At 67.9% G+C, this 22134-nt stretch carries 20 protein-coding genes; 10 read left to right on the top strand and 10 right to left on the bottom strand.

The annotated features are described in order from the left end of the window. Positions 1 to 68: 68 nt before the first annotated feature. Positions 69 to 1604: a CpaF family protein gene (locus ASE79_RS04050; RefSeq protein WP_055873623.1), complete on the bottom strand. Its 1536-nt coding sequence runs from the start codon at positions 1602 to 1604 to the stop codon at positions 69 to 71. Between the two features lie 135 nt (positions 1605 to 1739). Between ASE79_RS04050 and ASE79_RS04045 the strand changes: the two genes are divergently transcribed. Continuing rightward, positions 1740 to 3242: a S1C family serine protease gene (locus ASE79_RS04045; protein WP_056412016.1), complete on the top strand. Its 1503-nt coding sequence runs from the start codon at positions 1740 to 1742 to the stop codon at positions 3240 to 3242. On the opposite strand, the gene ada is transcribed toward ASE79_RS04045, so the two are convergent. Further along, the gene (ada, locus tag ASE79_RS04040; protein ID WP_056412013.1) at positions 3218 to 4273 is read right to left on the bottom strand and encodes a bifunctional DNA-binding transcriptional regulator/O6-methylguanine-DNA methyltransferase Ada; all 1056 of its coding nucleotides are present in this window, start codon (positions 4271 to 4273) and stop codon (positions 3218 to 3220) included. The two genes, ASE79_RS04045 and ada, sit on opposite strands and share 25 nt — an antisense overlap. A 115-nt stretch (positions 4274 to 4388) precedes the next feature. Between ada and ASE79_RS04035 the strand changes: the two genes are divergently transcribed. After that, entirely contained in the window at positions 4389 to 5231 is an 843-nt protein-coding gene (locus ASE79_RS04035; RefSeq protein ID WP_056412010.1) for an oxidoreductase, read from the top strand. Between the two features lie 262 nt (positions 5232 to 5493). On the opposite strand, the gene ASE79_RS04030 is transcribed toward ASE79_RS04035, so the two are convergent. Next, complete coding sequence (locus tag ASE79_RS04030; protein WP_056412007.1) at positions 5494 to 6171, bottom strand: dienelactone hydrolase family protein; 678 nt, start codon at positions 6169 to 6171, stop codon at positions 5494 to 5496. A gap of 334 nt (positions 6172 to 6505) precedes the next feature. On the opposite strand from ASE79_RS04030, the gene ASE79_RS04025 reads away from it, so the two are divergent. The 6 genes from ASE79_RS04025 to ASE79_RS04000 all read left to right on the top strand — a co-directional run bounded on the left by ASE79_RS04025 (position 6506) and on the right by ASE79_RS04000 (position 12071). After that, positions 6506 to 7060 carry a F0F1 ATP synthase subunit delta gene (locus ASE79_RS04025; RefSeq protein ID WP_056412003.1) on the top strand — a complete coding sequence of 185 codons (555 nt, stop codon included), beginning with the start codon at positions 6506 to 6508 and terminating at the stop codon, positions 7058 to 7060. A gap of 4 nt (positions 7061 to 7064) precedes the next feature. Then, positions 7065 to 8594, top strand: coding sequence for a F0F1 ATP synthase subunit alpha (gene atpA, locus ASE79_RS04020; RefSeq protein WP_055873607.1), 1530 nt, complete (start codon positions 7065 to 7067; stop codon positions 8592 to 8594). A 123-nt stretch (positions 8595 to 8717) separates the two neighbouring features. Next, the gene (locus ASE79_RS04015) at positions 8718 to 9611 is read left to right on the top strand and encodes a F0F1 ATP synthase subunit gamma (RefSeq protein ID WP_056412000.1); all 894 of its coding nucleotides are present in this window, start codon (positions 8718 to 8720) and stop codon (positions 9609 to 9611) included. Then, positions 9608 to 10201, top strand: a complete 594-nt coding sequence (locus tag ASE79_RS04010) for a hypothetical protein (RefSeq protein ID WP_056411998.1) — start codon at positions 9608 to 9610, stop codon at positions 10199 to 10201. Before ASE79_RS04015 ends, ASE79_RS04010 begins: the two co-directional genes overlap by 4 nt. Before the next feature lie 4 nt (positions 10202 to 10205). Then, positions 10206 to 11690, top strand: a complete 1485-nt coding sequence (gene atpD / locus ASE79_RS04005) for a F0F1 ATP synthase subunit beta (protein ID WP_056411996.1) — start codon at positions 10206 to 10208, stop codon at positions 11688 to 11690. A gap of 126 nt (positions 11691 to 11816) precedes the next feature. Beyond that, entirely contained in the window at positions 11817 to 12071 is a 255-nt protein-coding gene (locus tag ASE79_RS04000) for an ATP synthase F1 subunit epsilon (RefSeq protein ID WP_056411992.1), read from the top strand. A 239-nt stretch (positions 12072 to 12310) separates the two neighbouring features. On the opposite strand, the gene ASE79_RS03995 is transcribed toward ASE79_RS04000, so the two are convergent. Together ASE79_RS03995 and ASE79_RS03990 are read right to left on the bottom strand one after the other, a co-directional pair. After that, on the bottom strand, positions 12311 to 14482 hold the full coding sequence (locus ASE79_RS03995) for a primosomal protein N' (RefSeq protein ID WP_056411989.1): 2172 nt from the start codon (positions 14480 to 14482) through the stop codon (positions 12311 to 12313). 81 nt (positions 14483 to 14563) lie between these two features. Then, positions 14564 to 16018 (bottom strand): diguanylate cyclase domain-containing protein, encoded by a 1455-nt coding sequence (locus ASE79_RS03990; protein WP_056411986.1) that lies wholly within the window; start codon positions 16016 to 16018, stop codon positions 14564 to 14566. Positions 16019 to 16183: 165 nt separating this feature from the next. Between ASE79_RS03990 and ASE79_RS03985 the strand changes: the two genes are divergently transcribed. Continuing rightward, positions 16184 to 17053, top strand: coding sequence for a tyrosine recombinase XerC (locus ASE79_RS03985; RefSeq protein WP_056411981.1), 870 nt, complete (start codon positions 16184 to 16186; stop codon positions 17051 to 17053). Positions 17054 to 17062: 9 nt separating this feature from the next. Here ASE79_RS03985 and ASE79_RS03980 read toward each other — a convergent pair whose 3' ends face one another. The 4 genes from ASE79_RS03980 to rsmI all read right to left on the bottom strand — a co-directional run bounded on the left by ASE79_RS03980 (position 17063) and on the right by rsmI (position 20332). Further along, positions 17063 to 17662, bottom strand: a complete 600-nt coding sequence (locus tag ASE79_RS03980) for a DedA family protein (RefSeq protein WP_056411978.1) — start codon at positions 17660 to 17662, stop codon at positions 17063 to 17065. 176 nt (positions 17663 to 17838) lie between these two features. Beyond that, positions 17839 to 18792 (bottom strand): glutathione synthase, encoded by a 954-nt coding sequence (gshB, locus tag ASE79_RS03975; protein WP_056411975.1) that lies wholly within the window; start codon positions 18790 to 18792, stop codon positions 17839 to 17841. Positions 18793 to 19036: 244 nt separating this feature from the next. Then, complete coding sequence (locus ASE79_RS03970; protein ID WP_056411972.1) at positions 19037 to 19438, bottom strand: YraN family protein; 402 nt, start codon at positions 19436 to 19438, stop codon at positions 19037 to 19039. Between the two features lie 48 nt (positions 19439 to 19486). Next, the gene (rsmI, locus tag ASE79_RS03965) at positions 19487 to 20332 is read right to left on the bottom strand and encodes a 16S rRNA (cytidine(1402)-2'-O)-methyltransferase (RefSeq protein ID WP_156359506.1); all 846 of its coding nucleotides are present in this window, start codon (positions 20330 to 20332) and stop codon (positions 19487 to 19489) included. A 10-nt stretch (positions 20333 to 20342) separates the two neighbouring features. On the opposite strand from rsmI, the gene ASE79_RS03960 reads away from it, so the two are divergent. Continuing rightward, positions 20343 to 21545: a penicillin-binding protein activator gene (locus tag ASE79_RS03960; protein ID WP_056411965.1), complete on the top strand. Its 1203-nt coding sequence runs from the start codon at positions 20343 to 20345 to the stop codon at positions 21543 to 21545. A 64-nt stretch (positions 21546 to 21609) separates the two neighbouring features. On the opposite strand, the gene coaD is transcribed toward ASE79_RS03960, so the two are convergent. Next, positions 21610 to 22116 carry a pantetheine-phosphate adenylyltransferase gene (gene coaD, locus ASE79_RS03955; RefSeq protein WP_056411962.1) on the bottom strand — a complete coding sequence of 169 codons (507 nt, stop codon included), beginning with the start codon at positions 22114 to 22116 and terminating at the stop codon, positions 21610 to 21612. Positions 22117 to 22134: the final 18 nt, after the last annotated feature.

Genomic DNA, 22134 nt, shown 5'->3' with positions numbered 1-22134 from the left:
GAGCCCCCGCCGCCCCGCTTTTCAGCGAAGGCAGGAGTTAGGGACAACGGGCGGGGCTTCGGTGCGCCCTACAGGCACGCCTCAAGATACGCCTGGTCGAACCCGAACTGCTTGGCTTTCTCCAGCGTATAGGGCCGAAGCCCCATCGAGCGGTATTCGCCCAGGATCTTCCCGTCGGCCGACTCGTCCATATATTCGAACTTGAACAGCTCCTGCGTGACGATCACCGGGCCTTCCATGCCGATCACCTCGGTGATGTTCGTGACGCGACGCGAGCCGTCGCGCAGGCGCTTCACCTGGATGATCAGCTCGACCGAATCGGCGATCTGGCGCGAAATCGCTTCCTTAGGCACCTTGATGTCCGACATCATCACCATGTTCTCCATACGCGCGAGCGCCTCGCGCGGGGAGTTGGCGTGGAGCGTACACATCGAGCCGTCGTGACCGGTGTTCATGGCCGCGAGCATGTCGAAACACTCGGAGCCACGAATTTCGCCGAGGATGATCCGGTCAGGCCGCATACGCAGCGCGTTCTTCACGAGATCACGGATCGAGATTTCGCCCTGGCCCTCCAGATTGGCCGGCCGCGTCTCGAGCGGCAGCCAGTGCGGCTGTTGCAGGCGGAGCTCTGCCGCATCCTCGATCGTCAGCACGCGCTCGCCCGGGTCGATCATCTTCGACAGCGCGTTGAGCATCGTCGTCTTGCCCGAGCCCGTACCGCCCGAGATGACCACGTTGAACCGCGACGCGCCCGCGATCTTCAGCGCGGTCGCCATTTTCGGGCTCATGCTGCCGAACCCGGCCATCATGTCGAGCGTGATCGGCTTGGCCGAAAACTTACGAATCGAGATCGCGGTGCCGCGCAACGACAGCGGCGGCACGATCACGTTGACGCGGCTGCCGTCCTTCAGGCGGGCATCGGCGAGCGGCGTGGTCTGGTCGACCCGGCGGCCGACCGAGTTCACGATCCGCTGCGCGATCTGGAACAGATGCTCCTCGTCGCGGAACTGGATGGGGGCGAGCTCGAGCTTGCCCTTGCGCTCGACATAGGTCTGTTCGGGGCCGTTCACCATGATGTCGGTGATGTTCGGATCCGCCAGCAGCTCTTCGAGCGGCCCGAGCCCGAGCAATTCGTCGACCAGCACCTTTTCCAGCGCGAACTGTTCGCGGCGGTTGAGCGTCAGTTTCAGCTCGGCGAGCACTTCGCCGATGATCGGGCGGAATTCCTCCGCCAGCTCGTCCTTGCCGAGCGTCGCCGCGGCCTCGGGATCGACGCGTTCGAGCAGGCGCGGGAGGACCTGTTCCTTGATCTTGTGGATCGACTGTTCGAATCCCTCGACGCGGCTGTTGCCCGCCTCGCCGCTGGCGTTCTGCCGGTCGGACAGGCGCTGCATCGCGTCCATCTGCGTGCCGGGCATCGTGCCGGGGCCGAAGCCATCGGTTTCGCCGGGCATCGGCAGCGACTCGATCGGCGGAAACTGCGATCCGCCTTCGGGCTCGGGGCGTGGCGCAGGGCCACCGCCTTGCATCGGGCGCGCCACGCCGAATGCTGGCCGGGCCGCTTGCCCCCCGCTGATGCCATTACGACGCCCGAATGCGCTCATGCCCAAATCCCTGGATGATTGCCCAAAGGGTTAGGGGGCAAGGCTTGATAATTCGCTAACCAAACCGGATCGGCGCGCGTGGTCCCGGCGGTGCCGAGGGTTGATCGCCGCCGCGAACTCCCCGAAGGCGGGGACATGATCCGCCTGCTGCTCCTTCTCGCGCTGACTTTCGGGTTGGCCAGTTCCGCGTCGGCCGACGACATCGCCGCCACCGGGCGCGGCGTGGTGCGCGTCGTCACGATCGCGGTGGTCGACGACCAGGTCGTCGGCTTCGGCCATGGCAGCGGCTTTGCGGTCGCGCCCAACCGGATCGTCACCAACGCGCATGTCGTCGATCTCGCCGAGCGCTATCCCGACAACGTCGTCGTCGGGATCGTGCCCACCGAGGGTACCAAGTCCTACCAGGGCAAGGTGATCGCCTATGATTCGCAGCGCGATCTGGCGCTGATCGAGTTCACCGGCGCGCGCCTGCCGCCGAGCGCACTCTATACCGGGCCGATGAACGAGGGCGATGCGGTGGTGTCGCTCGGCTTCCCCGGCAATGTCGACCTGGCGACCGCGCGTTCGGCGGCGGACTATATCCGGCCGATGACGCCGGTGCGATCGGAGGGCGTGCTGTCCGGGCGCCGCGTGCTGAGCGATATCGAGGTGCTGCTGCACACCGCCAGCATCGCGCGCGGCAATTCGGGCGGGCCGCTGCTCGACCGGTGCGGCCGGGTGATCGGCGTGAACTCGGCGATCACGCGCGGCGAGGAGGGCGATTCGACGTTCGGATTCGCGATCGCGGATACCGAGCTCGCGGGCTTCCTGCGCGATTCGAAACAGCCTTATGCGTCGATCGGCACGGGCTGCACCTCGATCGAGGACCGCCTGCGGCAGGACAGCGACGCCGATGCGCGCGCGACCGCCGATGCGGCGTCGGCGAGGCGCGACGCGGCGGCACAGGATGCGCTGGCACGCGAGGGCGCGGTCGAAAAGGCCCGGACCGAGGCGGCGCACACGCGCGAGAACGTGATGGCGATCGCCGGGCTGTTGCTCGTCGCGGGCGCGCTGGTGATCGGCAGCGCGGGGCTGCTCGAATCGCGCGGCCAGCGGCGGCAGGCGATCTGGGCGGTGTCGATCGGCGGCGTGGCGGTGCTCGTCGCGATCATCGTGTTCGTGCTGCGGCCATCGGGCGAAGTCGACGTGCCGCTGTCGGCGCTGCCGAAGTCGCGGCTTGCGACGCCCGACGTGGCGCTCGGCAAGCTGATGTGCACGCTGATCCCCGAGCGCAGCCGGATCACGATCTCGTCGAGCGAGGACGTGCCGATCGACTGGGGCGCCAAGGGCTGCATGAACGGCAAGACGCAATATGTCGGTGCGAATGGGCGCTACGACCGCGTGCTGGTGCCCGATGCCGAGCAGACCGTGTCGGTGCTGTCGTTCGATCCGGCGACGCGGATCTATTCGAACACGCGCTATCTGATGTCGGCGGCGGGGATGGCGGCGGCGCGGACCGCGCGCGGGGTCGTCCCGAACGTGTGCGGGATGGACGACACCGCGCTCGCCAAGCTGACCAGCCAGCAGGCCGCGATCCGCGCGGTGCTGCCGCCGCTGCCCAACGAGAAGCTCGTCTATTCCTGCAAATCGGCGCGCTGACCGGCTTCGGTCGCGAGCAGCGCGCGTTTGCGGTCGAGCCCGTACGCATAGCCGCCGAGCGCCCCGCCGATCCGCTGCGCGCGGTGGCAGGGGATGACGATCGACACCGGGTTCTGGCCGCACGCGGTGCCCGCGGCGCGCACCGCGGCGGGGCGCCCAGCGAGCGCGGCGAGTTCGCTATAGGTGCGAGTCTCGCCGATCGGGATGGTGCGCAGCGCCTGCCAGATCGCCTCCTGGAATGCGGTGCCGCGGACGTCGAGCGGCAGGTCCTGGTCGCGCTCGGGGGATTCTACGGCGGCGACGACGTGCGCGGCGAGCGCGGCGAGCGCGGCATCGCCCGGTTCGATCGTCGCGTTGGGGAATCGGCGGCGGAGTTCGTCGGCGTCTTCATCGAACGACACGCGGCACAGGCCCTTGTCGGTCGCCGCGACGAACAGCGCGCCCAGACTCGTGTCGGCGACAGTCCAGCGGATCGTGACGCCTTCGCCGCCGCGCGCCCACGCGCTGGGCGCCATGCCGAGCCGCTTGGCATCCGCCTCGTAGAAGCGGCTCGGGGCGGAATAGCCGGCGTCGTAGATCGCTTCGGTCACGGTCGAATCCTCCGATAAGGCGTCGGCCGCGCGGCCGGTGCGCAACGCGCGCGCATAGGCGGCAGGGGTGACGCCGGTGGCGCGCTTGAACAGGCGGTGGAAATGGTGCGGCGCGTAGCCGACCTGCGCTGCGACCGAGTCGAGCGAGAGCCGGTCTTCGGCGGCTTCGAGCAGTGCGATGGCGGCGGCGACGGCGATCCGGTCGCGGCCGACCGTGTCCGGGGTGCAGCGCAGGCACGCGCGGAACCCGGCGGCGCGTGCGCTCGCCGGGTCGGGGTGGAAGCTGACATTCTCGCGCTTGGGGTGCCGCGCGGGGCAGCTCGGCTTGCAGTAGATGCCGGTAGTCTTCACGCCGACGAGAAACCGGCCGTCCCACGCGCGATCGCGCGCCGCGAACGCGCGCCACGCGGTGTCGTCGTCGAGGGCGGGGGCGGTGCTCATGCGACGGTTATAGCGCACCGTGCTCCCCGTGCATCCCGTGGCTTGCGGTCAAAGCCGGAGCCAAATGCCGGGCCGGTCGTTCTGAGCAAGTCCCCAAATATGAAAGACTTGCACCATGGCATCCGACACGCCCGTCTGGTTCATCTCCGGCTGCTCGACCGGTTTCGGCCGCGAACTCGCCAAGCTCGTGCTCGCGCGCGGCTGGCGCGCGGTCGTCACCGCGCGTGACGCGGACCGCGTCGCCGATCTGGCCGAGGGCGCGGAGGATCGCGCGCTCGCGGTCTCGCTCGACGTGACCGATCAGGCGCAGATCGACGCGGCGGTCGCGCAGGCCAAGGCGAAGTTCGGGCGGATCGACGTGCTCGTGAACAATGCGGGCTATGGCTATCAGGCGTCGGTCGAGGAAGGCGAGGAGTCCGAGATCCGCGCGCAGTTCGACGCGAACGTGTTCGGCCTGTTCGCACTGACCCGCGCTGTGCTGCCGATCATGCGCGCGCAGAAGAGCGGGCATGTGATCAACATCACGTCGGTCGCGGGGCAGATCGGGTTCCCGGGCTCTGGCTATTATGCCGCGTCGAAGCATGCGGTGGAGGGCTGGTCCGACGCGCTGCTTGCCGAGGTGAAGCCGCTCGGCATCGAGGTCACCTGCGTCGAGCCGGGGCCGTTCCGCACCGACTGGGCCGGGCGTTCGCTCAAGCAGACGCCGGTCGCGATCGCCGACTATGCCGACACCGCAGGCAAGCGGCTCGACGGCACGCGCGAGGGCAGCGGCACGCAGGCGGGCGACCCGGTGCGTGCAGGCGAGGCGATGATCGCGCTGACCGAGGATGCGAACCCGCCGCGGCATCTGGTGCTGGGCGCGTGGGGCTATGATCACGTGACGGCGAAGCTGGCGGAGCGGCTGAAGGAGATCGAGGCGCACAAGGCGGCGAGTTTGGGCGCGGATTTCCCGGCGTAATGTGAAATTTCTGTTTCCCCGCGAAGGCGGGGATCCAGGAATCACGGGCGGAGCGCTGCTGTATTTCTGGGCCCCCGCCTCCGCGGGGGAACGGGGCAGGGGCAAGCCTCCCACCCAACAAAGCCGCCGCTGCACCATTTGCCCCACCCCGGCGAAGGCCGGGGCCCAATTGGGGGACGTTGGTAACGGAGCGCTTCCCCCGGTTATTGCCACCTTCCCAATTGGGCCCCGGCCTTCGCCGGGGTGGAAGACGGGGGATGCCTCAGCCCCCGTTCGCGCGGAACAACTCCAGCGTGCGCTGCTTGGCGAGATCCGCGCTTGGCTCGTGATAATCCTTGCGCCGGTCCGAATTGAACCCGTGGCCCGCCTCGTAGACATACACCGTCGCGTTGGGCCAATCCTTGGCGATGACCTGCTCGACGCCCTCCATCGGGATGCCGTGATCGTGGCGACCGAAGTGCAGGATCACCGGCACGTTCGGTTCCTCGTCCGCCGCGGCGGGGATCATGCTGCCATAATAGCCGCTCGCCGCCGCCACGCCGTTGAGCTTGGTCGACGCGAACCACGCGACCGACCCTCCATAGCAATAGCCGACCACGAACACCGGACCCGCGGCGGCGAGCGTGTCGATGCACGTCTGGACGTCCTTCAGCGAAAGATCGAACGGGTGGAGCTGCCGCGCGAGTTCGATCCCGCGCGCGAGGCCGTCGCCCGAATAGTCCGCCTCGAACCCGGGATGCTCGCGGTCGAACAGCGCGGGCGCCAGCACCTCATAGCCGTCGGCGGCATATTCGTCGCACAGGTCGCGGATATGATCGGTGACCCCGAAGATTTCCTGCACCAGCACGAGCCCGCCGCGGCGTTCTCCTGCCGGGTGCGCGTGATAGACCGCGACGGTCGCGCCGTCGGACATGGTCATCGTTTCCATCGTGCCGCTCATTTTCGGGTCCTCGTCGGTTGGTCGTAACGCTCGCCCAATACCGTCATTCCCGCGGAGGCGGGAACCCATAGTGGCAGGCCGTGCGATGAAAGCGCCGGGTCCGGAGGTTATGGATCCCCGCCTGCGCGGGGATGACGGGGAGGGGGAAGATCGGGGGCCTCCAGCCCCGTACCAATGACAAAACAGTCACAAACCGATCCTCCCGACCCTCCCGCCGGGTTGCCAATCCCGGAACCCGATGCTACCCGCGCCGCGTCCCATGAGAGGTGCTTTCGCGCCCTCTTCCCCCATGGGACAGCAACATTTTCGGTTTCAGGCGAGGATTGACAGGTCCGTGGAGACATCCGGCGGTATTCAGGCGAGCTTAGGCGGGCGTTATGCGCTGGCCCTGTTCGAACTCGCACGTGACGCGAAGACGATCGACGCAGTCGAGTCGAGCCTGTCGCGCGTGCGTGACGCACTGGCGCAGTCGGAGGACTTCCGTACTCTGACGATCAGCCCGATGGTGTCGCGTGGCGCGGCGGTGAAGGCGGTCTCCGCGGTCGCTGACGAACTCGGCGTCGATGCGACCACCAAGAGTTTCCTCGGCGTGCTCGCCGAGAACCACCGGCTGGGTGCGCTGCCAAAGATCATCAAGGCGTTCCGCGCACTTGCCGCGCAGCATCGCGGCGAGATCGCCGCCGAAGTGACCTCCGCGCACCCGCTGACCGACGAACAGGTGATCGAGCTGAAGCATCAGCTCCGCCAGCGCGTCGGCCGTGAAGTTTCCGTCGACCTCAGCGTCGACCCATCGTTGCTGGGTGGACTCGTCGTCCGCGTCGGCAGCCAGATGATCGATTCGTCGATCAAGACGCGTCTCAACACTCTCGCGCACGCGATGAAGGGCTAAGCTAATGGATATCCGCGCCGCAGAAATCTCGAAGATCATCAAGGATCAGATCGCCAATTTCGGCACCGAGGCCCAGGTCAGCGAGACCGGCCAGGTGCTGAGCGTCGGCGACGGCATCGCGCGCATCTTCGGCCTCGACAACGTCCAGGCCGGCGAGATGGTCGAATTCTCGAACGGCGTGCAGGGCATGGCGCTCAACCTCGAGGCCGATAATGTCGGCGTCGTGATCTTCGGGTCGGACTCGGAGATCAAGGAAGGCGATATCGTCAAGCGCACCGGCACGATCGTCGATGTGCCGATCGGCAAGGAGCTGCTCGGCCGCGTGGTCGATGGCCTCGGCAACCCGATCGACGGCAAGGGCCCGATCCACACGACCGAGCGCAGCCGCGTCGAGGTCAAGGCACCGGGCATCATCCCGCGCCAGTCGGTCAGCGAGCCGGTCCAGACCGGCCTCAAGGCGATCGACGCGCTCGTCCCCGTCGGCCGTGGCCAGCGCGAGCTGATCATCGGCGATCGCCAGACCGGCAAGTCGGCCGTCGCGATCGACGCGTTCATCAACCAGAAGATCGCCAACGCCGGCGACGACGAGTCGAAGAAGCTGTATTGCGTCTATGTCGCGATCGGCCAGAAGCGCTCGACCGTGGCGCAGCTCGTCAAGACGCTCGAAGAGAACGGCGCGATGGAATACACCATCGTGATCGCTGCGACCGCGTCGGACCCTGCACCGCTCCAGTATCTCGCGCCCTACACCGGCGTCGCGATGGGCGAGTATTTCCGCGATCGCGGCATGCACGCGCTGATCTGCTACGACGATCTGTCGAAGCAGGCGGTCGCCTACCGCCAGATGTCGCTGCTGCTGCGTCGTCCTCCCGGCCGTGAAGCGTATCCCGGCGACGTGTTCTATCTCCACAGCCGTCTGCTCGAGCGTGCGGCCAAGATGTCGGACGCGAACGGCGGCGGCTCGCTGACCGCGCTGCCGATCATCGAAACGCAGGCGGGCGACGTTTCGGCGTACATCCCGACCAACGTGATCTCGATCACCGACGGCCAGATCTTCCTCGAAACCGACCTGTTCTTCTCGGGCGTGCGCCCGGCGATCAACGTCGGTCTCTCGGTCAGCCGCGTCGGCTCGGCCGCGCAGACCAAGGCGATGAAGAAGGTGTCGGGCTCGATCAAGCTCGAGCTCGCGCAGTACCGCGAGATGGCGGCGTTCGCGCAGTTCGGGTCGGATCTTGATGCGTCGACGCAGAAGCTGCTCAACCGCGGCGCGCGTCTGACCGAGCTGCTCAAGCAGGCGCAGTTCTCGCCGCTGCCGTTCGAGGAGCAGACCGTGTCGATCTTCGCTGGCACCAGCGGCTATCTCGACAAGGTGCCCGTCGCCGACGTGACCCGCTACGAGCAGGCGCTGCTGGCCGACATGCGCGCGAACCATGCCGATGTGCTGAAGCTGATCCGCGATACCCGCGATCTGGGTAACGAGGCGAAGGACAAGCTGAAGGCAGCGCTTGAGGCGTTCGCCAAGACGTTTGCATAAGTAAACTTCCTCTCCCCTGCGGGGAGAGGGTCGGGGTGAGGGGCAGTACCGCGAGGTGCCGCCCCCGTGGCAGCCCCTCACCCCAACCCTCTCCCCGGAGGGGAGAGGGAGCAGGAAGAGAAGATGGCATCACTTAAGGCCCTCAAGATCCGCATCGGCTCGGTGAAGTCGACGCAGAAGATCACCAAGGCGATGAAGATGGTCGCCGCTGCGAAACTGCGCCGGGCGCAGGACGCGGCGGTCGCCGGCCGGCCCTATGCGGAGCGGCTCGAAGCGGTGATGGCGAGCCTCGCGGGGCGAGTCGGCATCGCGCCGGGCGCATCGCCGCTGTTGGCCGGGACCGGCAAGGACCAGGTCCACCTGATCGTCATTGCGACGTCGGAGCGTGGCCTGGCGGGTGCGTTCAACACCAACATCGTCCGTGCGGCACGCCGCAAGGCCGAGGAGCTGATCGCGGCCGGCAAGACCGTGAAATTCTATGTCGCCGGCAAGAAGGGGCGCGTGATCAAGCGCTTCTTCCCGAACGACATTCTCGCCGATCACGAGATGAGCGGAATCAAGAAGCTCGCGTTCAGCGACGCGCAGGAGATCTCCGAAGACCTGATCAAGCGCTTTGGCGAAGGTCAGTTCGACGTCGCGCATCTGTTCTATTCGAAGTTCGTGTCGGCACTGGTGCAGATCCCGACCGGGATCCAGATCGTTCCTGTGCCGATCTCGACGACCCCCGGTGCGGAAGCCAAGCCGAACGGTCCGGCCGAAGCCGTGGTCGAGTACGAGCCCGACGAGGAAGCGATCCTCGCCGACCTGCTGCCGCGCAACGTCGCGATCCAGATCTTCCGCGCGCTGCTCGAAAACGCAGCGTCGGAGCAGGGCAGCCGCATGAACGCGATGGATAACGCCACGCGCAATGCCGGCGACATGATCACGCGTCTGTCGATCCAGTATAACCGCACGCGTCAGGCCGCGATCACGACCGAATTGGTCGAGATCATCTCGGGTGCCGAAGCGCTTAAATGAAGTTCGTCGTCGCCCTGACGTCCCTGTTCGTGGGCACTGCGTTGTTGGTGAGCTGCGGCAAGCCGGCACCGACGGTGCGCGAGCAGGAGGCGGCGCAGGCCAGGTCGGTCGCAAGCCTGTCGGGCTGGGATCGGCTGTTCGCCGCCCCGCAGGAGACGATCGGCGCGATCAACCAGGCCGGCTTCGCGCTGGGCGGCTATGCGGCAAAGGGCGAGGGCTTCATCGCCACCGGCCAGCCGCGGATGTTCTCCAACTCGAACGCCAAGGCGCCGAACACGACCTCCGTCGTCGTCGCCGGCAAGAGCGTCGAGTCGATCGACACCGTGACCTATGCGTTGTCGCTGACCGATCCGGTCGACGCGACCACCGCCCGGATGCGGCTCGCGCAGACCGTCGGCGAGTTTCTGGGCCGCTTTAAGATCAAGGCATCGCCCGACCTGTTGCGCGCGATCCGCCTCGGGCAACCGCTCGATGCGGCGCCCGCCACGGTCGCGATCGTCCCTGCTACCAACACCACGCCGGCGCGCGTGGACGTGACTTTTACCCGTTCTCCGGCTACCAGCCCGGCCAACAACAAGACCCAAGGATAGTGTGATGGCAACCGCCGCTGAAGACATCCGCCCGACCGAGGGCAGCTCGAAGGCCACGAACAACACCGGCCGCATCTCGCAGGTCATCGGTGCCGTCGTCGACGTGCATTTCCCCGACAACCTGCCCGCCATTCTGTCGGCGCTCGAAACCGACAATAACGGTAACCGGCTCGTGCTCGAGGTCGCCCAGCATCTCGGCGAGAACACCGTGCGCACGATCGCGATGGACGCGACCGAGGGTCTCACCCGCGGCCAGACCGTCACCGACACCGGCTCGCAGATCCGCGTCCCCGTCGGCCCGAAGACGCTCGGCCGCATCCTCAACGTCATCGGCGAGCCGATCGACGAGCGTGGCCCCGTCGGCGCAGAGACGACCGCACCGATCCATGCCTCGGCACCGTTGTTCGTCGACCAGTCGACCGAGAGCGCGATCCTGGTCACCGGCATCAAGGTTATCGATCTGCTCGCACCCTATGCAAAGGGCGGCAAGATCGGCCTGTTCGGTGGCGCCGGCGTCGGCAAGACCGTGCTGATCCAGGAACTGATCAACAACATCGCCAAGGGTCACGGCGGCACCTCGGTGTTCGCGGGCGTCGGCGAGCGTACCCGCGAGGGTAACGATCTGTACCACGAGTTCCTCGACGCGGGCGTCATCGCCAAGGATGCCGACGGCAATCCGCAGTCGGAAGGCTCGAAGGTCGCGCTCGTATTCGGCCAGATGAACGAGCCGCCAGGCGCACGCGCACGCGTCGCTCTGTCGGGCCTGACGATCGCTGAGTATTTCCGCGACGTCGAAGGCCAGGACGTGCTGTTCTTCGTCGACAACATCTTCCGCTTCACGCAGGCGGGCGCAGAGGTGTCTGCACTGCTCGGCCGTATTCCGTCGGCCGTGGGCTATCAGCCGACGCTGTCGACCGACATGGGCGCGCTGCAGGAGCGCATTACGTCCACGAACAAGGGCTCGATCACCTCGGTGCAGGCCGTGTACGTGCCGGCCGACGATCTTACCGATCCGGCGCCTGCGACGTCGTTCGCGCATCTCGATGCGACGACCAACCTCAACCGTGCGATCTCCGAGCTGGGCATCTACCCGGCGGTCGATCCGCTCGATTCGACCTCGCGTCTGCTCGAGCCACGCGTCGTCGGCCAGGAGCATTACGACACCGCGCGTGCGGTCCAGTCGACGCTGCAGAAGTACAAGTCGCTGCAGGACATCATCGCGATCCTGGGCATGGACGAGCTGTCGGAAGAGGATAAGCTCACCGTGCAGCGTGCGCGGAAGATCCAGAAGTTCCTGAGCCAGCCGTTCCACGTCGCCGAGGTCTTCACCGGCATCAGCGGCAAGTTCGTCCAGCTCGAGGACACCGTCCGCTCATTCAAGGCGGTCGTCGAGGGCGAGTATGATCACCTGCCCGAGAGCGCATTCTACATGGTCGGCGGCATCGACGAAGCCGTCGCCAAGGCCGAAAAGATGGCCGCGGAAGCCTAAGCGCTTCTAGCTCCCTCTCCCCTCCGGGGAGAGGGTTGGGGTGAGGGGCCGCCACAAGCGCTCCCGCCCGGTACTGCCCCTCACCCCGACCCTCTCCCCGACGGGGAGAGGGAGAAGGCGAATAAGATGCTGCACTTCGAACTCGTCACGCCAGAAAAGCTCGTCCGCTCGGAGGAGGTCTACATGGTCGTCGTCCCCGGCACCGAAGGCGATTTCGGCGTGCTGGAAGGCCATGCGCCGTTCATGTCGACGGTTCGCGACGGCGGCGTGCAGGTGTATCGCACGCAGAACAGCACGCCCGAGACGATCGCGATCCGCGGTGGTTTCGCCGAGGTCAACGCCAAGGGTCTGACCGTGCTGGCCGAGCACGCGGGCGAGTAAGCTTACCTAAAAAGAGTGTGTCCCCGCGAAAGCGGGGACCCAGTCTGGACATCCGCCTTCGCGGGTGAACACGCCTTCTGTCTCCACCACCCCGGCGAAGGCCGGGGTCCAAGTGGGGAAGGCCGATGATGCGCACCCCGCTCCATTACCTCTACCTTGCCAATTGGGCCCCGGCCTTCGCCGGGGTGGAGGCGCTCCCACATTTGCGGCGCTCTCCAGGGGAAATGATTCCCCAGCCGCTACAGGAAATTATACGGGTCGACGTCCACCGTCACCCGCGCCTTGGACGGCCAGTCCAGCTTCCCGAGCCACTCGCGGATGACATCCTGCACGTCGAGCGCACGCTTGGCGTGGACCAGCAGCCGATACCGGTGCCGCCCGCGCAGCATAGCCAGCGGGGCAGGGGCCGGCCCATAGACGTGCATCCCCTCGACCTCGGGCGCACTCCGCCCGACCAGCTTGGCGGTCTCGTGCGCACATTTCTGGTCCTCCGACGACACCACGATCGCCGCATAGCGCCCGAACGGCGGCGCCCCCGCATCCTTGCGCGCGTCGGTCTCCGCCGCATAGAACGCATCCGCATCGCCGGTGATCAGCGCCTGCATCACCTGCGCGCCCGGACTATGCGTCTGGATGAAAACGTGTCCCGGCTTCTCGCCACGCCCCGCGCGTCCAGACACCTGCCGGATCTGCTGGAACGTCCGCTCCGCCGCCCGCAGATCGCCGCCGTCGAGCCCCAGATCGGCGTCGACCACCCCGACCAGCGTCAGGTTCGGAAAGTGATACCCCTTGGTCACCAGCTGCGTGCCGACGACGATATCGATATCGCCCGCCTCCATCCGCCCGACGAACTCTGACGCCTTGGCGGGCGACCAGATCGTGTCGGACGTCACCACCGCCGTCTTCGCCTCGGGGAACAGCGCCGCCACCTCGTCCGCGATCCGCTCGACCCCCGGCCCACAGGCAACGAGCGTATCCTCGCCCTTGCACTCGGGGCACACGCGCGGCGTCGGCTCGGCATGGCCGCAATGATGGCACGCGAGCCGGTTGGTCAGCCGGTGCTCGACCATCCACGCGGTGCAGTTCGGGCACTGGAACCGGTGCCCGCACGTCCGGCACAGCGTCAGCGGCGCATAGCCGCGCCGGTTGAGGAACAGCAGCGACTGCTCGCGCCGCTCCAGCGTCGCCTGCATCGCCTTGACCAGCTTGGGCGCCAGCCATCGGCCGCGCTCGGGCGGATCCTTGATCAGGTCGATCGGCTCGATCGTCGGCATCTCCGCGACGCCGAACCGGCCGGGCAGTTTCAGCTCGGCATAGCGTCCGGTCGCGACCTGTTGCCGCGTCTCGATCGCCGGCGTCGCCGACGCGAGGATGACCGGGCACCCCTCGAACTTGCCGCGCATCACCGCGACGTCGCGTGCATGATAATGCACGCCCTCTTCCTGCTTGAAGCTCGTCTCGTGCGCCTCGTCGACGACGATCAGCCCGAGGTCGCGATACGGCAGGAACAGCGCCGAGCGCGCGCCCACCGTTACCAGCGCCTCGCCGCTCGCGATCGCGCGCCACGCACGACGCCGCTGTGTCGAGCGCAGCCCCGAATGCCACGCGACCGGCTCGCACCCGAACCGGTCGTGGAAGCGCTTGAGAAACGGCTCGGTCAGCGCGATCTCGGGGAGCAGCACCAGCGTCTGTCGCCCGTCGCGGATCGCCTGCGCGACCGCCTCGAAATACACCTCGGTCTTGCCCGAACCGGTCACGCCGTCGAGCAAGGTCGGATGGAAGGCATGTTCGGCGACCCCGGCCACCAGCGCATCCGCCGCCGCACGCTGGTCGTCGGACAGCGTCGGCTCGTGATGCACCGGATCGGGGACGGGGTAGGGGACGTCGATGCTGACCTCGACCGCCTCGATCGCACCGACCTTCACCAGCCCCCGGATCACCGCATCGCTGACCTCGGCGAGCGTGGCGAGTTCGCGGATCAGGCCTTGCCGGTCGCCGATCCGCTCCAGCGCCTGCTCGCGCTGCGGGGTAAGCCGCGGCGGCACGACACCGGTCGACCGATACTCGACCGCGGTCCGCGCACCCTCCAGCGCCGAGGTCGACGCCAGCGTCATCCGCAACACCGACGCGGCGGGCGCGAGATAATAGTCCGCGGTCCACTCGACCAGCCGCCGCAGCGGTGCCCCCAGCGGCGGCACGTCGGCCACCGCGAGCAGGTTGCGCAGCCGGTTGTCGCCGACCTCCGCCTCCGACGGCATCCGCTCCGCCTCCCACACCACGCCGAGCAATTGCCGCGGCCCGAGCGGCGCGACGACGATCGAGCCCGGCCCGACCTCCATGCCGGCAGGCACGCGGTAGTCGAGCGGCCCGAGGGCAGCGTTGAGGATCAGGACACGGGCACGAGACGACATCGGGTGCGTATATGGGGGCAGATCGCCGCCGCGTGAACCGCCTTGCGCACCACGGCCTGTCGGGCAGCCTCGGGTGGCAGCCTAGGCGGCTGACCGCCGACGCTCGCCGACGCGCTCGCGCTTGGCCTGGTAGAGGATCGTGTCGGCCCGGTGGACGAAATCGCGCGTCGTATGGCAATCTTGGTCGAGCATCGCGACGCCGACCGTGCCGGCGCTGACCATCGCCAGCCCGCCCATCGCGATCGGAAACCGCAGCGTCTCCTCCAGCCGCCGGCAGACATGGCCCATCGACGCGGCGAGCCCCGGATCGTCGACGATCACCGCAAACTCGTCCCCGCCCAGCCGCGCGGCAAAGCTGCCCTTCAGCCACGGCGCCTCGAGCACGCGACCGACCCCGCGCAGCACGTCGTCGCCCGCGGTATGGCCGAGCGTGTCGTTGATCGCCTTGAACCCGTCGAGATCGATCAGCGCCAGCAACAGCGGCGTGCCCTGCCGGTGTGCGCGCAGCATCGCCGCATCCAGCGCGCGATCGAACGCGGCACGGTTGGCGATTCCCGTCAGCGAATCGGTGTCCGCGGTCCGGCGCAGCGTCAGTTCGAGCGCGTGGCGTTCGGTCACGTCCTGGAACACGCCCACCAGCGCCGCCGGCTTGCCGCCTTCGCCCCGTCCCTCGCATTCGCCCATCACGCGGACCCGGCGCTGCTCGCCCTGCGCAGTCGTGAAATCGACCTCGATATCGAGCGGCTCGCCGGTCTCGATCGCGCGCGCCAGCCCGGCATCGATCTCCGCACGCGCATGCGGCGGATAGAAGTCCATCGCGGTCGTCATCGTCGGGCGGACCGACATCGGCAGGCCGTAGATATGATAGACGCCGTCCGACCATTCGAGCCGGTCGTCCGCGAAGTCCACCCGCCACGATCCGAACGCCGCCATCCGCTCCGCCTGGCGGAAGATCCGGTCCTGCCGCGCGAGCGCCGCGGCCTGGCGGTCCGCGGTGGTGGCGATTTCGAGCGCCTTGGACGCGGCGGCCCGCGCCGCGATCGTCGTCTCGGCGAGCGTCGCGAGATGCTGGAGTGCACGGCGGCCCGCGTCGCTCATGCTGCGCGGTGTGGTATCGACGACGCACAGCGCGCCGATCGCATGCCGTTCGCCCTCGCCGTCGACCGCGTGGATCGGGGCGCCTGCATAGAAGCGCAGGCCGTCCCGGGCGGCGACCATCGGGTTCGCATCGAACCGCGGGTCGAGCGCGAGATCGTCGATGACCAACGGGTCGCTGCCCCGGATCGTTTGCGTGCACATCCCGACATCGCGCGCGATCTCGCTCTGCTCGCCCGAGGTCGACGCCTTGATCCACAGCCGGTCGGTATCGACCAGCGTCAGCATCGCGGTCGGGCAATTGAGCATGTCCGCCGCCAGCGCGACCAGCGCGTCGAACTCGCGCTCGGGTTCGCTATCGAGCAACGCGAGCGCATGAAGGGCGGCCAACCGTCGTGTCTCGTCCGCGAACATATCGGCCGTGGGCAGTGCTGAAGACATGGGTTTTCTAATAATGTGAGGGCGTTAATTTTCTTTGCCGGTTCCAGCGGATACTGTCCATGCATGCGCCCCCCCACCACTCCCCCCACACCGCCGCCGCCTGCCGTGGCGCGGCAGGATGCATCGGCATCCGATGATATTGATTCTTACAACAGGCCGTCCTCGATGCTCTGGAGCGAGCATCTGGCGCGCGATCGGCGTCGCTCCGAGCACACGATTCGCGCCTATCGCGCGACCGCCGAGCGGCTGACCGCGTTCCTCCAGGTGCATTGGGGCGCGCGCATCGACCGGGCCGATCTGGCGCGCGTCACCGCATCCGACCTGCGCGCCTATCTCGCCGATCGCCGCGAGCACGGCCTGGGCAATGCGTCGGCGGCGCGCGAAGTGTCCGCGCTGCGCGGCTTCCTCGCCTGGGCGAATGCGGAGGCCGAGCAACCGCGGATGCGGGGCCCGCGCGTGAAGACCGGCGTGCCCAGGCCGATCTCGCCCGCCGACGCCATGGCGCTCGCGGAGGAGGTGGCCGACGACGCCGCCGAGCCGTGGATCGGCGCGCGCGACTGGGCGGTGCTGCTGTTGCTGTACGGGGCAGGACTCCGCATCGGCGAGGCATTGACGCTGCACGGTGACATCCTGCCGCTCGGCGAGACGCTCCGCGTGACGGGCAAGCGTGCCAAGACGCGAGTCGTCCCGCTGTTGCCGCAGGTCCGCGCCGCGATCGACGCCTATGTCGCGCAGGCGCCCTGGGCCATCGCACGCGACGAACCGCTGTTTCGTGGCGCCAAGGGGGGCGCGCTCTCGCCGGTGATGATCCGTCGCGCGGTCCAGGCCGCGCGCACCCGGCTTGGCTTGGGCGACCGGACGACGCCGCATGCGCTCCGCCACAGCTTTGCGACCCACCTGCTGGGCCGCGGCGCCGACCTGCGCGCGCTACAGGAGCTACTGGGGCATGCCAGCCTCAGCTCGACGCAGGTCTATACGCAGGTCGATGCCGCGCATCTGATGGACGTCTACCGCAACGCGCATCCGCACGGCTGACGTACGTGCCTAGCCCTTGGGCTTCCAGGTCATCACGCGCCAGCCATAGCCGATGAAGATCACGACGAACGTCGCCACCGCGACCGGGCCGACATAGCGGTCGAGCTGCGAGAAATGCGAGCCGAGCAGGATACCGGCATAGGTCAGCACCGTGTTCCAGATCGCGCTGCCCGCCGCGGTCCAGATCACGAACTGCCAGATCGGCATCCGGGTCATCCCCGCGGGCAGCGAGATGACGGTGCGGAAGGTCGGCATGAAGCGGAATACGAAAATTACCCAGCCGCCGCGCTTCATGAAGAAGCGGTGGATCGTCTCGACGTCGGACCATTCCATCGTCAGCCAGCGGCCATTGCGCTCGATGAACGGGCGGAAGCGCTCATAGCCGATGTTGCGGCCGATATAATACCAGAAGTAGTTGCCGACGACCGAGCCCGCGGTGCCCCAGGCGATCAGCGGCACGACGCTCATATTGCCGCGCGAGACCGCCATGCCGCCCAGCCCCATGATGACCTCGGACGGCACCGGCGGCACGATATTCTCGAGCGCCATCAACAGGAAGATACCGAAATATCCGCCCCAGGCGATGAGATCGAGGATGAATTCGGTCATGGGTATCAGATACTGCCGGGACGCCGGATGGGTTCCACACGGCCCCCCAGTTCGCCCCCCCCCCCGGCGGAGGCCGGGGCCCAATTGGGGGACGGTCGTGGCGAACGGTCGCGCTCCGTTACCGCAACCTTTCCAATTGGGCCCCGGCCTTCGCCGGGGTGGTGTATTGGGAGAGCCTACCGCGCGGCCACCTTCGCCTCGATCGCATCCCAGATCATGCCAGCAACATCGGTCCCATCGAACGTCCCAATCGCGACGATGCCCGTAGGCGAGGTCACGTTGATCTCGGTCAGCCACGTGCCCCCGATCACGTCGATCCCGACGAACAACAGCCCGCGCTTCTTGAGCTCCGGCCCGAGCACCGCGCAGATCTCGCGTTCCTTGTCGGTCAGCTCGGTCTTCTCCGCCGATCCGCCGACCGCGAGGTTGGAGCGGATCTCGCCTTCGCCCGGCAACCGGTTGATCGCGCCCGCAATCTCGCCGTCGACCAGCACGATCCGCTTGTCGCCCTTCGCCACGTCGGGGAGGAACGCCTGCACCATGTGCGGCTCGCGCCACGTCATGTTGAACACCTCCATCAGCGCCGACAGGTTGGCGCCGTCCGATTCGACCTTGAAGATCGCCTTGCCGCCATTGCCGTGGAGCGGCTTGATGACGATCGCACCATGCTCGGCGAGGAACTTCCGCGCCTCGTCGAGGCTGCGCGTGACGAGCGTCGGCGGCATGAACTGCGGATAATCGAGCACGAACACCTTTTCAGGCGCATTCCGCACCTGCGCGGGATCGTTCACGACCAACGTCTTGTGCGCGATCCGCTCGAGCAGGTGCGTCGCCGTGATGTAGCCGAGATCGAACGGCGGATCCTGCCGCATCAGCACCACGTCCGCCTCGTCACCAAGGTCGAGGTCGACCGCCTCGCCGACCGAGAAATGATCGCCGACGACGCGCTGGACGGTCACCGGATGCGCCTTCGCCCACACGCGGCCGTCGCGATAGTTCAGGTCCTCGGCGGCATAATGGAAGAGGCGATGCCCACGCTCCTGCGCCGACAGCATCAGCGCAAAGCTCGAATCGCCCGCGATGTTGATGCTGTCGAGCGGGTCCATCTGGACGGCGACGGTGAGGCTCATGCGTCTTCCTTCTATGCGATCGAGCGCATGTAGGAGCGCGGGGCCGCGAAGTCACCCAGTCACCCACGCCCCCTTCCGTCATCCACGCCTCGTCACGCCGCTTCCGGCACCCACGCCCTGTCACCCACTCCCTCGTCATCCTGACGAAAGTCAGGATCCAGAGCCAAACGGGGATGCCCAGAGTTACCCTGGATCCTGACTTTCGTCAGGATGACGGAGGAAAGTGGGCCGCCGGAGAGCCCCCCTATCCGATCCAAGCATTCTCGATATGCCGAGGCCGCGTACCCGGCGCGAGCAGGATCACGTCGACGCGGATATCGTCGCCCGGCGCGGCATAGCGCGGCATCAGATACTCCGCCGCCGCCGCCACCCGCGCAAGCCGCCGCTCGTCGATCGCAAAGTCGAGTTCGGCCGCGGTCGCGCGCGTCTTCACCTCGACGAACGCGACCAGCGTCCCCTTGCGCGCAACGATGTCGACCTCGCCCGCGGGCGTCCGCACGCGGCGATCGAGGATGCTCCAGCCCTTCAGCCGTAGCCACCAGCCCGCCAGCCGCTCCCCGCGCCGCCCGACAGCCTCAGCGACCTGTCGGTCCTGCGTGTTCCCCTTCCGCTTGCGGGAGGGGTTAGGGGAGGGCGGGGGCGACACGACCGTTGCATGCCCTCCCCCGACCCCTCCCGCAAGCGGGAGGGGCGATCAGGGTTTCGCCTTCAGCTCGAGCGCACGCGCATACAGCGCCTTGCGATCAAGCCCGAGCGCCTTGGCCACCTCGCTCGCCGCCTGGCCCGTCGACAGCCGCGTCAGCGCCTCGGCCAGTGCGGCGTCGCCGTCCTCCGCACTCGCCGGCGGTGCCTCGCCCGGCGGCGCGACCACGATCACGATCTCCCCGCGCGGCGGCGCATCGGCGTAGCGCGCGGCGAGCATCGACAGCGTCCCCGTCACCGCCTCCTCGAACTTCTTGCTGATCTCGCGCGTCACCGCCGCCTCGCGGTCGCCAAGTCCCTCGAGCAGCGCCGCCAGGCACGCACCAAGCCGCGGCCCCGATTCGTACATCACCAAGGTCGCGCGGATCGTCGCTACCTCCGCGATCGCCTCCGCCCGCGCGTGCAGCTTCGACGGCAGGAAGCCGACGAACAGGAAGCGATCGGTCGGCAACCCCGCCAGCGTCAGCGCGGCGACCGCGGCGCACGGCCCCGGGATCGTCACCACCAGATGCCCCGCCGCGCGCGCGTCGCGCACCAGCTTGAACCCCGGATCGGAAATCAGCGGCGTCCCCGCATCCGACACCAGAGCCACCGCCTGCGTCGCCATCCGCGCGATCAGCGCCGGCCGCACGCCCTCCGCGCTGTGATCGTGATACGGCACCATCGGCGTCTTGGTGCCGATATGGCGGAGCAGCCCGGCGGTCACGCGACTGTCCTCGACCGCGATCACGTCGGCGCGCCGGAGGATATCGGCGGCGCGCGGCGACAGATCGCCAAGATTGCCGATCGGGGTCGCGACGATGTAGAGGCCGGGATCGAGAAGAGTTTCAGGGTTCATGGGGACGGTCATGGCAGACGCGACGACGATAGGGCAATCGGCACGCCGATTCGGGCGATGGACGGTGCTTGCCGCGGCGGGGCTGCTGGGGGCGTGCCAGACGATCGTCCCGCGCGGTCCGGTCGAGCCATCGCAGCAGCGCCCGACCACGCGGCCGGCGGATCGCCCCAGCATCGACGTCGAGACCGGCATCCCGCGCGATGCCGAGCGCAACCGCGTCGCGCTGCTCGTGCCGCTGTCGGGCAGCAACGCCGGCGTCGGCACCTCGATCGCCAACGCGACGATGCTGGCCTTGCTCGATACGCAGAACCAGCGAGTCCGGATCACCAACTACGACACCGCGACCGGCGCCGCCGCCGCCGCGCAGCGCGCGATCGCCGAGGGCGCGCAGTTGATCCTCGGGCCGCTGCTCGCCGACGATGTCCGCGCGGTCGCGCCGATCGCACGCGCCGCGAACATCCCCGTGCTCAGCTTCTCCAACGATCTCGGCGTGGCGGGCAACGGCGCGTATCTGATGGGCTATGTGCCGACCCAGTCGGTTGCGCGCGTCGTCGATTTCGCGCGCGAACGCGGCGTCACCAACTTCGCCGGGCTCGTTCCCAACGGCCTGTACGGCGAGCGCGCCTCGACCGCGTTCCTGCGCGCCGTCGAAGGCGCGGGCGGCCAGGTCGTCTCGCTCCAGACTTACGCGCGGGCCCCCGGCGCGGTCTCGGGCGCGGTCACGCGGCTCGCGGCGAAGGCCCCGTATGACGCGGTGCTGATCGCCGACAGCGGCGCGAACGCGGCGACCGCGGCGGCAATGGTGAAGCGCGGCAGCGGTGCCGCAACGCGCATCCTCGGCACCGAGCTCTGGAATTCGGACACCGGCATCGCCACCAAGCCCGCATTGTCGGGCGCCTGGTACGCCAGCGTCTCGGACACGCTCTACCGCCAATATGCCGCCAAATACCGCGCCCGCTTCGGCGCAGGGCCGTACCGCCTGTCGAGCCTAGGCTATGACTCGGTGCTGCTCACGGTCCGCATCGCGCGCGACTGGAAGCCCGGCACGCCGTTCCCGGTCAACCGCCTGCGCGACGGCGACGGCTTTGCCGGCATCGATGGCGCGTTCCGCTTCGGCCGAGACAATGTCGCCGAGCGCGCGCTGGAGGTGAAGGAGATCCGCGGCGGCACGACCAGCGTCGTCTCGCCCGCACCGACCGGGTTCGGGAAGTAGGATTGCCGGACGTATCGATCCCGTCCGCGGGATCGATACGCCGCCCGGCTTAGCTGCGAAGGGCTCAGCTGCCCTTGCGGCCGATCTTCTCGACCCGCGCCACCACGTCGGCGCAGACCGCCTCGGGCACGAACTTGGCGATGTTGCCGCCGTACAGCGCGATTTCCTTGACCAGCCGGCTCGCGATCGGCTGCAGCGCGACGTCGGCCATCAGGAACACCGTCTCGACGCGCGGATTGATCTGCTGGTTCATCCCCGCCATCTGATATTCATATTCGAAGTCCGCCACCGCGCGCAGGCCGCGGACGATCACCTTCGCCCCCTGGCGCTCGGCAAAGTCCATCAGCAGCGAATCGAACGCGACGACCTGGATGTCACCGCCGATCCCCGCGACCTCGCGGCGCACCGTCGCCATCCGCTCCTCGATCGTGAACATCGGCGACTTGGACGGGTTGGTCGTCACCCCGATCACCAGCCGGTCGACCAGCTTCGCGCCGCGCCGGATGATGTCCATATGGCCCAGCGTGACCGGATCGAACGTGCCCGGATAGACACCAATGCGTGCGGTCATGTTGAGCTCCCGGTGATG

The sequence above is a fragment of the Sphingomonas sp. Leaf28 genome, assembly GCF_001421685.1.
Lineage (GTDB): Bacteria > Pseudomonadota > Alphaproteobacteria > Sphingomonadales > Sphingomonadaceae > Sphingomonas > Sphingomonas aurantiaca.
The sequence above is the reverse complement of the archived record's forward strand: the minus strand, read 5'-3'. Positions and strand labels throughout refer to the sequence as shown.

Coding starts and splice junctions, on each gene's coding strand:
- ASE79_RS04050 (WP_055873623.1), bottom strand. CDS start 1,604: ATGAGCGCATTCGGGCGTCGTAATGGCATCAGCGGGGGGCAAGCGGCC.
- ASE79_RS04045 (WP_056412016.1), top strand. CDS start 1,740: ATGATCCGCCTGCTGCTCCTTCTCGCGCTGACTTTCGGGTTGGCCAGT.
- ada (WP_056412013.1), bottom strand. CDS start 4,273: ATGAGCACCGCCCCCGCCCTCGACGACGACACCGCGTGGCGCGCGTTC.
- ASE79_RS04035 (WP_056412010.1), top strand. CDS start 4,389: ATGGCATCCGACACGCCCGTCTGGTTCATCTCCGGCTGCTCGACCGGT.
- ASE79_RS04030 (WP_056412007.1), bottom strand. CDS start 6,171: ATGAGCGGCACGATGGAAACGATGACCATGTCCGACGGCGCGACCGTC.
- atpA (WP_055873607.1), top strand. CDS start 7,065: ATGGATATCCGCGCCGCAGAAATCTCGAAGATCATCAAGGATCAGATC.
- ASE79_RS04015 (WP_056412000.1), top strand. CDS start 8,718: ATGGCATCACTTAAGGCCCTCAAGATCCGCATCGGCTCGGTGAAGTCG.
- ASE79_RS04010 (WP_056411998.1), top strand. CDS start 9,608: ATGAAGTTCGTCGTCGCCCTGACGTCCCTGTTCGTGGGCACTGCGTTG.
- atpD (WP_056411996.1), top strand. CDS start 10,206: ATGGCAACCGCCGCTGAAGACATCCGCCCGACCGAGGGCAGCTCGAAG.
- ASE79_RS04000 (WP_056411992.1), top strand. CDS start 11,817: ATGCTGCACTTCGAACTCGTCACGCCAGAAAAGCTCGTCCGCTCGGAG.
- ASE79_RS03995 (WP_056411989.1), bottom strand. CDS start 14,482: ATGTCGTCTCGTGCCCGTGTCCTGATCCTCAACGCTGCCCTCGGGCCG.
- ASE79_RS03990 (WP_056411986.1), bottom strand. CDS start 16,018: ATGTCTTCAGCACTGCCCACGGCCGATATGTTCGCGGACGAGACACGA.
- ASE79_RS03985 (WP_056411981.1), top strand. CDS start 16,184: ATGCTCTGGAGCGAGCATCTGGCGCGCGATCGGCGTCGCTCCGAGCAC.
- ASE79_RS03980 (WP_056411978.1), bottom strand. CDS start 17,662: ATGACCGAATTCATCCTCGATCTCATCGCCTGGGGCGGATATTTCGGT.
- gshB (WP_056411975.1), bottom strand. CDS start 18,792: ATGAGCCTCACCGTCGCCGTCCAGATGGACCCGCTCGACAGCATCAAC.
- rsmI (WP_156359506.1), bottom strand. CDS start 20,332: ATGAACCCTGAAACTCTTCTCGATCCCGGCCTCTACATCGTCGCGACC.
- ASE79_RS03960 (WP_056411965.1), top strand. CDS start 20,343: ATGGCAGACGCGACGACGATAGGGCAATCGGCACGCCGATTCGGGCGA.
- coaD (WP_056411962.1), bottom strand. CDS start 22,116: ATGACCGCACGCATTGGTGTCTATCCGGGCACGTTCGATCCGGTCACG.